Below are 12,961 nucleotides of genomic sequence, written 5' to 3'. Positions count from 1 at the left end.
CAACACAAATCATTGAGTGCGCGGCTGATCCGGCAGGAACACCGATGAATGCTCCGGTGCAAGTCCATCGTTTTGCATCGACTCGACAGCCTGTCTGGGCATCAACACCTGCTGTGGATAAGTCTGCGCGAAATGCACCCATGGGCTGTTATCCACAAGCTTTTTCAAACGCTGGTTGAACGCCCGACTCACTGCGTACTGTCCTCCTGACACGGTGCGGAACTGTGCCGTCAGCACCACGCCGTTGAGGTCCATCTTGTCGACACCAAACACATCCAGCGGCCCTTGCAGGTTGTACTTGAGGAACGCGTCTTCGCGGATGGAATCACCAGCCTCGCGGATCAACTCGATAGCCTTGTCGACATCGGTGTCGTAGGTGAATTGCACCGAAAAGAACGCATAGGCGAATTGCCGCGATTGATTGGTCACAGCCTTGATCTGACCGAACGGCACCGAGTGCACAAACCCCTTGCCGTCACGCAGGCGCAAGGTGCGGATGGTCAGGCCTTCGACAGTGCCGGCGTGGCCAGAATCGAGCACCACCCAATCGCCAATCGACAACGTGTCTTCGATGATGATGAACAACCCGGTGATCACGTCCTGCACCAGTTGCTGGGAACCGAAGCCGATCGCCAGCCCCACGACACCGGCACCGGCCAGAAAGGGAGCAACGTTGATCCCCAGGTTAGCCATGGTGGTGATCGCGCAGATCACCACCAGGATGATTTTGATCGCGTTGCGCAGCAGCGGCAGGATGGTTTTGACCCGGGTGCTGGGCTGGCGCGCCGAGCGTTTGCTGACGGGTGGTTTCAGGGCTTCCTGAATCGCCGTGTCCAACACCACCCAGACCATCCAGGTCACCAGGAAAATCAAACCGATACGGCTCAGGGAATCGCTGATCGCCCGGCCGACCGAATTGCTCACCGCAAACTCAAACAGCGACACACCCCAGATGCGCCCCAGGACATCGATGAACACAATCGCCAGAGCGATGCGCAGCAACGCGTGCGAAAGGCCGAGAAAGCGCTCTTTGTAGGCACTGCTGCGGCGCACGGCCAACTCATTGCGCGACTTGAACAGGTGATGAAGCGACGTGCTGAGAAACACCGTCGCAATCAGCAACACCGTGGTAAACAGCGCACAGCGCAGTACTTTCTGGTTGTCATCGCCGATGCCGATCAGGTTGATTACCGACACCAGCACCATCAACAGAATCGGCCAGTACCAGAGCCCGGAAAAGATCCGCAGCATTTCACGCAAGGCTGGCTGACTGAGGCGCTGGGGCAACGGCAAGATGCGGATCAGATGGGCGACCGGACGGCGCATCTTGATCACCAGAAGGCCAAAGGTGACCGAGGCCGCCACCCCGGTAAACACCGCGACACTGCTGGTGAGATTGCCGCCGAGCAGGCGGGCGATCTGCGGGCTGGTCAAGGCGTCGCTCAGGGCCACGAGGAAGCCGATGAAAAACAGCGGACGTGGGCTGTACTGACGAATAATCTGCACCGCCCGGCGTTTGTGGCCGGCGTTGAACAGCACCACCAGCGACAACAGCAACGACGCGGCGAAAATGCCGCTGCTGGTGGCATAGGCGAAACACAATGCCAGCGCCCGGCCGGCGGACACTTGCAGGAAGTGGCTGACATACAGCGTCAGCGGCAAGCTGATAAGCGCCGGAATCGTGTAGGGCAACACATAACCCAGCAAGGCCTGACCGCGCTCGCGAGTCAGCAGCAGGCGGTTCTGGCACAGACGTTTGGCGAGCAGCCCGCCAAACAACCAGAGCAGCGCGAAAACGCCAATCCATACGCCGGACAACAGCAGGAAATCCCCCGCCACGCTCCAGCTCGAGCGGGACGACGGATGATTGACCAGTTGATCCACCTCAACCGCCGCCCGGTCTGCACGCAGACGCCAGGCGTCCAGCAGGTCCTCGTTGAGATCGAGTTTTCCCTGGACCTCCTCAATGCTCGAACTGATCGCACCCAGCAAACCACCTTGTACCAGCGGTTCGGGGTGTGCCAGCGGTGTCGCGGCGGTGGCCGACACACCCGGCAGTGCGGCAGCCTCCAGCTCATTGCTGCCCAGAATCAGCAATGCCCCCAGTAGTATCGCGGTCTTGAACTTGAACAAACGCGGCGCTCCTGCGAAAGGGTCTGTAAGGAACTGATCGGGGAATTGTAGGCAAGTTCTGTTTTTGGGGTGAAATCAAGGGCTATCCCCTCACCCCAGCCCTCTCCCCAAGGGAGAGGGAGCCTACCGAGGTGCTCTTGGCGCTACATCGACCTGAAATATCGAGTCGCACTCAGGTTTGAAAACAACACAAATCTGCTCCCTTTCCCCCTCGCCCCTGGGGGAGAGGGCTGGGGTGAGGGGGTAGCTTTTGATCTTTGCGCGCAAGGCAAATATCCAATACCCATCTCTGTATTTTTCCACACACCCCAAACCCCCACACTGCGCTCCATCAATCAATCCGAACCCGCTGAAGCCTCGACCCGAGTGGTCGCCGGCCACTAACCGTCGCTCAACCGTCCGTAGTCCCGTCGAAACTTTCTCGCTCGCCCCGCAGTCATCAAAAGACAGCGGTAGTCCGAAGACCATTAGACGGGAGGCGACATGGCGGCGATCCACATCGGTATTTCAGGCTGGCGCTACACGCCCTGGCGGGGGGATTTCTACCCAAAGGGGCTGACCCACAAGCGCGAATTGCAATTCGCCTCACGGGCGGTCAACAGCATCGAAATCAATGGATCGTTTTACGCCCTGCAACGGCCCGAACGTTATGCCCAGTGGTACGCCGAAACCCCGAGGGGCTTCGTTTTCAGCGTCAAGGCCCCGCGTTTCATCACCCACATCAGGCGACTGCGGGAGATCCATAAACCCCTGGCGAATTTCTTTGCGTCCGGGGTGCTGGAACTCAAAGAAAAACTTGGCCCGATCCTCTGGCAATTCCCGCCCAATTTCAAATTCGATGCCGAGCTGTTCGAAACCTTTCTGGAGCAGTTGCCCCACAACACCGAAGAGGCCGCCGCCCTCGCCCGCCAGCATGATTCGCACGTGAACGGTCACGCCAGCCTGAAGGCCTACGGGAAAAAGCCGTTGCGCCATGCCGTAGAAATCAGAAACGAGAGCTTCGTCGACCCCGCCTTCATCCGCCTGCTCAAACGCCACAATGCTGCGCTGGTTATCGCCGACACCGCCGGCAAATGGCCGTACCGCGAAGACCTCACCAGCGACTTCGTTTACCTGCGCCTGCACGGTGCCGAAGAACTCTATGCCAGCGGTTACACCCCCGAGGCTCTGAAACGCTGGGGCGACCGGATCGAGGCCTGGTACCACGGCCAGCAACCGCCCGACCCGCAGCTGATCGCACCCCGGCAAAAGCCCAAGGCGCGCAAGTCCCGTGAGGTGTTTTGCTACTTCGACAACGACATCAAAGTCCGCGCGCCCTTCGATGCCCGCCGCTTGCTGGAGCGCTTTCATCTGGATAAAGACCTCGCCACCCGTCCCGGTGAACGGGCCGCCGAAGGAGTGCTGTCATGAGCATTTCCGAACCGGTCGGCACCACCGACGAACAGCAAACCATCATCACCTCCGTGCGCCGTTTTACCGTGCTGACGGTCAACACGCACAAGGGGTTCACCGCGCTCAATCGGCGTTTCATCCTGCCCGAATTGCGCGAAGCGGTGCGCAGCGTGTCCGCCGACGTGGTGTTTTTGCAGGAAGTCCACGGCACCCACGAGCATCATCCCCAGCGCTACAGCAATTGGCCGGCGATGCCGCAATACGAGTTCCTCGCCGACACACTGTGGCCGCAATTCGCCTATGGGCGCAACGCGGTCTATCCGGCGGGCGATCACGGAAATGCGCTGCTGTCGAAATTCCAGATTATTCGCCACGACAACCTCGACGTTTCCATCAGCGGTCACGAGACCCGCGGCATCCTGCATTGCGTGCTGCGCCTGCCCGGTGACGGCCGGGAAGTGCATGCCATTTGCGTGCATCTGGGACTTCGCGAAACCCACCGGACCGAGCAACTCCAGTTGCTGGCTCAGCGCCTCGAAGAACTGCCGCGCGATGCCCCGGTGATCGTTGCCGGTGACTTCAACGACTGGCGCCAGCGTGCCGATGCACTGCTCACACCCTGCGGTTTACGGGAAGTTTTCGCTGAACTGCACGGCAAACCGGCGCGCAGTTATCCAGCGCGATTGCCGGCGCTGCGCCTTGACCGCATCTACGTGCGCAACCTCAAGGCCAGTCATCCGCAAGTGCTAGCCGCGCGGCCCTGGTCACACCTTTCCGACCATGCACCGCTATCGGTGGAGATCGAGCTATGAGCAGCCCATCGATGGATAAAACCAACGTGGAGCACTTATCCACAACCCCGCCGATCCGTGAACCGGGCGTGGTCGACGTCGAATATGGCTGGCATGGCAACAACCGCGTAGAGCTGCTGGAAAACGGCGAAGCGTATTTCCCTCGGGTGTTCGAGGCCATGCGTCAGGCGAAGACTGAAATCCTGCTGGAAACCTTTATTGTGTTTGAGGACAAAGTCGGCAATGAGCTGCAGGAAGTACTGATCGCCGCCGCTCAACGCGGCGTGCGGATCAGCGCCAGTCTCGATGGCTTTGGCTGCGGTGAACTGAGCACGGGATACCTCTCCGCCCTGAGTGAGGCCGGCGTGCGCATCCAGATTTTCGACCCTGCGCCCAAACATCTGGGCATCCGCACCAACTGGTTCCGCCGCCTGCACCGCAAGATCGTGGTGGTCGACGGCACGATTGCGTTCATCGGCGGCATCAACTTTTCGGCCGACCATCTGGCTGACTTCGGCCCTGAGGCCAAGCAGGATTATTCCGTTGAAGTGCAAGGCCCGGCGGTGGCCGACATCCATCACTTCGCCTTGCTGCAAAGCGGTCGCCCGGCTCGCGCCAAATACTGGTGGCAACGCCGCAGGCAGCGGCGCTCGGAACTGGCATTCACCGATCATGACGGACAGGTTCGCCTGGTGCACCGCGACAACGGCGAGCATCCGACCGACATCGAAGAGGTTTACCGGGAGGTGCTGCGCAGTGCCCAGCGTCGAGTGGTGATCGCCAATGCCTACTTCTTCCCGGGCTATCGACTGCTGCGCGAGATCCGCAACGCAGCGCGCCGTGGCGTCGATGTGCGGCTGATCCTGCAAGGTCAGCCCGATATGCTGGTGGCCAAACTTGCCGCGCGCATGACCTATGACTACCTGCTCAAATCCGGCGTGCAGATTTACGAATATTGCGATCGTCCGCTGCACGGCAAGGTCGCGCTGGTGGATGAGGATTGGAGCACAGTCGGCTCGAGCAACCTCGACCCGTTGAGCCTGTCCTTGAACCTGGAAGCCAATGTGTTGATCCGCGATCGCGCCTTCAACCGCGACCTGTTCGAGCGCCTCGAAGACCTGAGTAACAACCATTGCAAGGTCATGTCCGCAGACAAGTCCCCGCGCGGGCGGGTCTGGCACATGACCGTCGGTTTTCTGGTGTTTCACTTCCTGCGGCACTTCCCCGCCTGGGCCGGTTGGCTGCCGGCGCATAAACCGCGCCTGAAACCTTTTTCCCATTCCGCCGGGAGCGACACCTGATGAGCCACTCTGAAACACAACCGGCGGCCCACGCCGACACCCCGCCCAAATCCCGCTGGAGTCGCTGGAAACGGCCGCTGACTATGCTGTTTTTCCTGGCGCTGATCGTGCTGTTCACGATGCTTGCCCAGCGCATTGAATGGGATGAAGTGTTCGACAACCTCGCAGATTTCAAGGTGCGCACACTGATCATCGCGTCCGGCCTGACCCTGGTGAGTTTTCTGGTCTACGCCTGCTTCGACCTGATCGGCCGTACCTACATTCGCCAGGACCTGACGTGGAAGCAGATCCTGCCGGTGGGAATTATCAGCTATGCCTTCAACCTCAATCTGAGCGCGTGGGTCGGCGGTGTTGCCATGCGTTATCGGCTGTATTCGCGACTCGGGGTGAGCAAGGGCAACATCGCGAAAATTCTCGGGTTGAGCCTGGCGACCAACTGGTTCGGTTACATGGTGATTGCCGGTGCGGTGTTCAGCAGTGGGCTGGTGCGAATGCCGCCAGGCTGGAAGCTGAGCACGGGTGCGTTGCAAGGTGTGGGCGTGTTGTTGCTGCTGGTGAGCGCGGGGTATCTGGTGGCGTGTCAGTTTTCCAGGCGGCGGGAATGGGCAATACGCGGGGTGGAAATCAACCTGCCGTCCCTGCGCATGGCAGTGCTGCAACTGGCCCTCGGGGCGCTGAACTGGTCGCTGATGGCGGCGGTGATTTTCACCTTGCTGCCGAACAAGCTGGATTACCCACTGGTGCTTGGGGTGTTGTTGATCAGCGCGATTGCTGGCGTCATCACGCACATTCCTGCCGGGCTTGGTGTGCTGGAGGCGGTGTTCGTGGCGCTGCTGCAACATCAAGCGTCTCGAGGAAGCCTGGTGGCCGGATTGCTGGCCTATCGGGCGATCTATTTCATCCTGCCGCTACTGATTACCCTGGTGATGTACCTGATCGTGGAAGCCAAGGCCAAGTCGTTGCGGATTGCGAAGAAACCTTCTTGAGAATGGTGGCAAGGCGGATGCCGCCTTCGCGAGCAGGCTCGCTCCCACATTGGACCGTGATCAAATGTGGGAGCGACGGTGCGACGATTCGACCTGCTCGCGAATGACCGCAAGAACACCGCAAATATTAACTGGATTGAATAATGCTCAACCGCTCGCCCACCACCATTTCGGTGATCCAGTCCACCAGGATCGAGGTGTACGCCTGTTGCGAAACAGGCTCGCTCAAGGCGTGATCGGCGCCGTCGATGATCCGGTGGGTCAGCGAATGAGTCTGCTGACACGCAGCTCGGTAACTCATGATGGTGGCGTGGGGCACATAGTCGTCCGTCTCTGATTCGACCAGCAGCACATCCCCGGTAAATTGCGAACAGGCATGCAGCGCACGATTGCTGTCGGCGCGCACTAACGTGCGCCGGTAATCACGTAAATCGAGCTTGTCCAGGTCCCGTTTGGGCGTGTGCCATTGATCATCGCGATACAGCGCCGGCACCCGCAGCGCCAGCCAGCGCACCGGACGCAATGACGTCAGGATCGAGGCCAGGTAACCACCATAACTGGTGCCGACCACGGCAATCGCCGATGTATCGAGCGCCGGGTGCGCGAGCAAGCGGTCATACGCCGCCAGCAGGTCGCGCAGGTTGTCTTCGCGCGTCACTCGGCTCAGCGCAATACCGGTGCCACCGGTCCCCCCGGTGTGCCCGCGCAAGTCGAACGTCAGGCACACGCAACCCAGACCGGCGATGCCTTTGGCCCGCTCCAGGTCCCGCTCCTGACTGCCGCCCCAACCGTGCACAAAGAGCACGCCGGGCACTTTCGATTTTGGACTGAGAAAAGTCCCGATCATCTGTTCATTGTCGATGTCGATTTGAATGGTTTCGCTTCTAGCCGTCATAGGATTTAACCGTTACGTACTTGAGGAGAAAGTCACTGTTTTGCGCCGGTCCGCGATACACCTCGATGGCGTCCGCCGGCAGCGGCTGGTCGATGTAGGTCTCGACCGACGACACGCGAATGACGCGCATCCCGGGGTCATTGACGAAGCTTTGCAAGGCGGCGACTTCGGCGCTGCTGGCACCGCCCATCCGCCATGACTGCTCGAGCACACCGCTGCGCTGTTTGCCGGTACTGTCCACGCCTTGGGCGATGTCGTAATTGCGCCGCGAGGCGTAGAAACCGGGATAAGCCTCATCCGCGGCACGGTCGAACACTTGCGCCTGACGGATCGCCAGCTGAACATCGTCCGGCAGTTTCAGTTCGAGCAAATCGTCGTAGTGACCCCGCACCACCAGCAGGTTGGACCCTCCATAAACCTGCTCGCCCTGACCGTCTTCGGTCAAGTATTGATCACCGCAATAACTCAGCACCGTGTCGCCGATAAAACTCTGACCGACGCTGTGGGTGATCACGTGGTCCAGGTCCTGCTCCAGCACCACGCCTTCGGTGAACAGCTTTTTGGCCTCGGGTCTGGCGAGGAAGGCATCGAACCGGTCGAGGCTTTTGATCACTTCCTGACCGCGTCCGGCGCAGGCATGAATAGGTTTGATGCGGATCGGGCCGCTGTAGAGCAGATGTTCCGCCGCAGGGCGCGCATCGTCCATGGAAAAAACACTGAGGCCGTCGAGCACCACGCTGCGCACGCGTTCGGAAAACAACGGTGACCAGCCTTCCGGGGCGTGAGCATTTTTGTTGCGCAACCCGTGACTGATGGCTTTGGTGCAGATGAAATCATGGTCGACGTAACCGCCCCACAAATCCTCCGGTCCCTTGACGCCCAATTGCCGGGCGGCATCGACGCCAACAAGCGTCTGGGTTGGCAGCAGATAAAGGTCTCGGCCGTTATGCAGTTTCGGGTCGTAACTGCCGCCGTATTTAAGTCCCAGGACCTGCGCCAGCCAACGCGCCAGCGCACGATTGGTTTCTACTTCGTGGATCGGAGCCTCGGGGCGCACTGAGTGGGCGACCACCAGTTTCTTGCGATTTGCTGGGGTCATGCGTCCCCCTTCAACTGCGCTTGATGAATGTAGTTGAAGGGGTGCAGAGATCAGGCCAAGGAGGGCAGAAGATAAACGTTTTTAAAATCAGCAAGTTACGGAAAGCGTGATGGCACCCTGCCTGTTTGATTCTGCACGACAGCCTTCAAGATTCCGGCATTTTGCACGACTCAAGCCTTCCACCGACCCAATGTGGGAGCGAGCCTGCTCGCGAATGCGTCCTGTCGGTCACTTCAGTGTTGGCTATATTGCCGCTTTCGCGAGCAGGCTCGCTCCCACAGGGGATTTGGAGTGATGCTTCTACCGGGTTGCCGCAGTCGGCGTCACCCCAAACCGTGTCCGGTAATCACTCGGCGCCAACCCGGTAATCTTCTTGAACGTCGCCCGAAAGGCACTCGGATCCTGATAACCCACGGTCCAGGCAATGTGATCGATGGTGCCGTTGGTGAATTCGAGCATTTCCCGGGCCTTGCCGACCCGCAGGTGCTGGCAGTACTCGGTGGGTTTAAGGCCGGTTGCCGCACGAAATCGACGCAGGAACGTGCGCTCTTCCAGCCCTGCCCGCTCGGCCATTGCCGCCAGCGACACATCGGTCGCTCCGGTGCTTTGCAGCCAATGCTGGACCTTGAGAATCGAAGCATCGCCATGGCTGAGAATGGGCGAAAAATTGCTGCCGCATTCACTCGCGCTGTCGCTGTGTTCCACCACCAGAAAACGCGCGGTACTGGTGGCGATGCTCGGCCCCAGCAGACGGTTGACCAATCGCAAGCCCAGTTCGGACCAAGCCATCAGCCCGGCAGTCGTGATCAAGTCGCCGTCGTCTACGATGGGGGTTTCGGCCTTGAGTTTGATCGCCGGGTAACGCTCGGCGAAGGCTTTGGCCGAGGTCCAGTGGGTGGTGGCGCTACGACCGTCGAGCAGGCCACTTTCGGCCAACAGAATCGACCCCACGCAAACCCCGCCGAGTGTCGCGCCATTCGCATGTTGCTGGCGCAGCCAGCGAAACAGCGCCTGCGGTGCCTGGCCTTCGGAAAATCCGGCAATCGACGGCGGGATCAGCACCGCCACCAACGCGCCGTCCGGAGCGGGATGACTGTCATAGACCCGCTTGGGCGCCTGATCGCCATCAACCTGCCAATGGCTGACCCGCAACAACGGCAACTGCGCCGCCCGATGCTCGGTGGCAATCCGGTTCGACACCCCGAACAAGTCCGTCAATCCATGCACCGCCGCCATCTGCGCACCGGGATAAATCAGCACGCCCAACTCGGCGATTGGCCTTTCTGCGTCCATTGTCAGTTTTCCCCCTTCTATTGTCGGTGCGGCCAATCCTCGGACGGCCTGCCAGACCCAATACTTCATTCCACACCAACAAGCACTTCAAGGAAACAGTCATGGCAAAGCAAGCACTCATCGTAGTCGATATCCAAAACGACTACTTCCCCCAAGGCAAGTGGCCGCTGGTCGGCGCCGACGCCGCCGTGGACAATGCCGTTCGTCTGCTCAAGGCCTTCCGCGATACCGGTGATTCGGTGGTACACATCCGCCACGAATTCACCTCCGACGAAGCGCCCTTTTTCACTCCGGGCTCCGAGGGCGCGAAGCTGCACCCTAAAGTCCTCAACCGCGCCGACGAACCGGTCGTGCTCAAACACTTCGTCAACTCCTTCCGCGACACCGAACTACAGTCAATCCTCGACGAGCAAGGCATCAAGGAACTGGTCATCGTCGGCAGCATGAGCCACATGTGTGTCGACGGTATCACCCGTGCGGCTGCGGATCTTGGCTACACCGTTACGGTGATTCATGACGCCTGCGCTACCCGTGATCTGGAGTTCAACGGCGTCACTGTCCCGGCAGCCCAAGTACACGCCGCCTTCATGTCGGCTTTGGGCTTCGCCTATGCAAGCGTGGTGTCCACTGACGAGTTCCTGGCGGCGCATCACTGACCAACGCTTCGGCCTCGGGTGCTGCTATCCGACGCTCCCGCAACAAAGAAGGCCAGTCGCGCGCGCACATGACTGGCCTTTTTTCTGAGACTTACGGCCGAAAAGCCGGATAATGGCGGCCAAATCGTCTAGCCGTTATTCTGGTAATCCCCCATGGAAATCAAGGTCAACTTTCTCGACAACCTTCGACTTGAAGCCAAGTTCGACGACTTCACGGTGGTGGCCGATCAACCTATCCGCTACAAGGGCGATGGCTCGGCACCGGGCCCGTTCGACTACTTCCTGGCTTCGTCGGCGTTGTGTGCGGCTTATTTCGTGAAGCTGTACTGCGACACTCGCAGTATTCCCACCGAAAACATTCGCCTGTCGCAGAACAACATTGTTGATCCGGAAAACCGCTACAACCAGATTTTCAAGATCCAGGTCGAGTTGCCGGCGGATATTTCCGACAAGGACCGCCAGGGCATCCTGCGTTCCATCGACCGGTGTACCGTGAAAAAAGTGGTCCAGGCCGGGCCTGAGTTTGTGATCGAAGAGGTGGAAAACCTCGACGCCGATGCCCAGGCGTTGCTGATGCCTGCGTCTAATTCAGAGGCGCACACCTATATCGCGGGCAAGGATCTGCCGCTGGAGCAGACCATCGCCAATATGTCGGCCATTCTGGCGGACCTGGGCATGAAAATTGAAATCGCCTCGTGGCGCAATATCGTTCCCAACGTGTGGTCGCTGCATATCCGCGATGCGCACTCGCCGATGTGTTTTACCAACGGCAAGGGCGCAACCAAGGAAGGCGCGCTGGCGTCGGCGTTGGGCGAGTTTATCGAGCGACTCAACTGCAACTTCTTCTACAACGATCAGTTCTGGGGCGAAGAGATCGCCAACGCGCCGTTTGTGCATTACCCGGACGAACGCTGGTTCAAGCCTGGCCGTAAAGATGAACTGCCGGCCGAAATCCTCGACGCGTACTGCCTGAAGATTTACAACCGCGACGGAGAGTTGCGTGGCTCCCACCTGATCGACACCAACTCGGGCAATGAAGAGCGCGGCATCTGCTCGCTGCCATACGTGCGCCAGTCGGACGGCGAAGTGGTGTATTTCCCGTCCAACCTGATTGAAAACCTGTTCCTGAGCAACGGCATGAGCGCCGGCAACACGCTGGCCGAAGCCCAGGTGCAATGCCTGTCGGAAATCTTCGAGCGTGCGGTAAAACGCGAAATCATCGAAGGTGAATTTGCACTGCCGGATGTGCCCGCCGATGTGCTGGCGAAATACCCCGGGATACTGGCCGGTATTCAGGCCCTGGAAGAGCAAGGGTTCCCCGTATTGGTGAAGGATGCATCCCTGGGCGGTGAATTCCCGGTGATGTGCGTCACGTTGATGAACCCGCGTACCGGCGGTGTGTTCGCCTCGTTCGGCGCGCACCCGAGCCTGGAAGTGGCGCTGGAGCGCAGCCTGACCGAACTGCTCCAGGGCCGCAGCTTCGAAGGCCTCAACGATTTGCCCCAGCCGACGTTTGAAGGCCATGCGGTGACCGAGCCGAATAACTTCGTCGAGCACTTCATCGATTCCAGCGGCGTGGTTTCGTGGCGTTTCTTCAGCTCCAGGTCCGATTACGAATTCGTGGAGTGGGACTTCTCCGGCCAGGGTGAAAATTCGAATGCTGAAGAAGCCGCGACCTTGTTCGGCATTCTCGAAGGCATGGGCAAGGAAGTGTACATGGCGGTCTACGAGCATATCGGCGCGACGGCATGCCGCATCCTGGTACCGGACTACTCGGAAATCTATCCCGTGGACGATCTGATCTGGGATAACACCAACAAAGCGCTTTTCTTCCGCGCCGATATCCTGAACCTGCATCGCCTGGACGACGACGAGCTGCAAGCGCTGGTTGAGCGCCTGGTGGAAAGTGAGCTGGATGACTACACCGACATCACCTCCTTGATCGGCATCGAATTTGACGACAATACGGCTTGGGGTCAGCTGACGATTCTGGAGTTGAAGCTGCTGATTTATCTCGCCTTGCAGCAATTTGAAGAGGCGAAAGAGGCAGTGGAGATGTTCCTGCAGTACAACGACAACACGGTCGAGCGCGGCTTGTTCTACCAAGCCGTCAACGCGGTGCTGGAGATGAAGCTGGACGAAGACCTGGAACTGGAAGACTACGAGGCCAATTTCCGCCGGATGTTTGGCAACGAACGGATGGATGCAGTGATCGGCTCGGTCGAGGGCAGCGTGCGCTTCCATGGTCTGACGCCGACCAGCATCAAACTGGAAGGGCTCGACAGACACCTGCGCCTGATCGATAGCTACAAGAAACTGCACTCGGCACGGGCCAATGTGACAGCGTTATCCAGTTAATAGCGTCAACAAAAAAGCGAAGCCAGATGGCTTCGCTTTTTTGTTACTGACTGGATA

At 59.5% G+C, this 12,961-nt stretch carries 10 protein-coding genes; 6 read left to right on the top strand and 4 right to left on the bottom strand.

The features are described from left to right. Positions 1-9: 9 nt before the first annotated feature. A complete protein-coding gene (locus ACYZUA_RS05710; RefSeq protein WP_461962350.1) occupies positions 10-2,133 on the bottom strand; it encodes a mechanosensitive ion channel family protein in 2,124 nt (707 codons plus the stop codon). Positions 2,134-2,616: 483 nt separating this feature from the next. On the opposite strand from ACYZUA_RS05710, the gene ACYZUA_RS05705 reads away from it, so the two are divergent. Genes ACYZUA_RS05705 through ACYZUA_RS05690 form a run of 4 tightly spaced genes read left to right on the top strand, consistent with a single transcriptional unit; the run spans position 2,617 to position 6,603 of the window. Then, positions 2,617-3,543, top strand: a complete 927-nt coding sequence (locus ACYZUA_RS05705) for a DUF72 domain-containing protein (protein WP_461962349.1) — start codon at positions 2,617-2,619, stop codon at positions 3,541-3,543. Beyond that, positions 3,540-4,337 (top strand): endonuclease/exonuclease/phosphatase family protein, encoded by a 798-nt coding sequence (locus ACYZUA_RS05700; protein ID WP_461962348.1) that lies wholly within the window; start codon positions 3,540-3,542, stop codon positions 4,335-4,337. Before ACYZUA_RS05705 ends, ACYZUA_RS05700 begins: the two co-directional genes overlap by 4 nt. Next, positions 4,334-5,617, top strand: coding sequence for a cardiolipin synthase ClsB (gene clsB / locus ACYZUA_RS05695; RefSeq protein ID WP_461962347.1), 1,284 nt, complete (start codon positions 4,334-4,336; stop codon positions 5,615-5,617). Before ACYZUA_RS05700 ends, clsB begins: the two co-directional genes overlap by 4 nt. Continuing rightward, positions 5,617-6,603 (top strand): lysylphosphatidylglycerol synthase domain-containing protein, encoded by a 987-nt coding sequence (locus ACYZUA_RS05690; RefSeq protein ID WP_461962346.1) that lies wholly within the window; start codon positions 5,617-5,619, stop codon positions 6,601-6,603. The genes clsB and ACYZUA_RS05690 overlap by 1 nt, the downstream gene beginning before the upstream one ends. 127 nt (positions 6,604-6,730) lie before the next feature. On the opposite strand, the gene ACYZUA_RS05685 is transcribed toward ACYZUA_RS05690, so the two are convergent. The 3 genes from ACYZUA_RS05685 to ACYZUA_RS05675 form a co-directional block, all read right to left on the bottom strand. After that, positions 6,731-7,498 carry an alpha/beta hydrolase family protein gene (locus tag ACYZUA_RS05685; RefSeq protein WP_461962345.1) on the bottom strand — a complete coding sequence of 256 codons (768 nt, stop codon included), beginning with the start codon at positions 7,496-7,498 and terminating at the stop codon, positions 6,731-6,733. Next, positions 7,488-8,597, bottom strand: a complete 1,110-nt coding sequence (locus ACYZUA_RS05680) for a DUF3182 family protein (protein ID WP_461962344.1) — start codon at positions 8,595-8,597, stop codon at positions 7,488-7,490. The genes ACYZUA_RS05685 and ACYZUA_RS05680 overlap by 11 nt, the downstream gene beginning before the upstream one ends. 300 nt (positions 8,598-8,897) lie before the next feature. Next, entirely contained in the window at positions 8,898-9,890 is a 993-nt protein-coding gene (locus ACYZUA_RS05675) for a GlxA family transcriptional regulator (RefSeq protein ID WP_461962343.1), read from the bottom strand. 101 nt (positions 9,891-9,991) lie between these two features. Here ACYZUA_RS05675 and ACYZUA_RS05670 point away from each other — a divergent pair, with 101 nt between their 5' ends. After that, complete coding sequence (locus ACYZUA_RS05670) at positions 9,992-10,546, top strand: cysteine hydrolase family protein (protein WP_461962342.1); 555 nt, start codon at positions 9,992-9,994, stop codon at positions 10,544-10,546. A gap of 153 nt (positions 10,547-10,699) precedes the next feature. Then, entirely contained in the window at positions 10,700-12,904 is a 2,205-nt protein-coding gene (locus ACYZUA_RS05665; RefSeq protein ID WP_461962341.1) for an OsmC domain/YcaO domain-containing protein, read from the top strand. Positions 12,905-12,961: the final 57 nt, after the last annotated feature.

The sequence above is a fragment of the Pseudomonas sp. LS2P72 genome (assembly GCF_054897865.1).
This window is presented reverse-complemented; position numbering and strand designations above follow the sequence as displayed.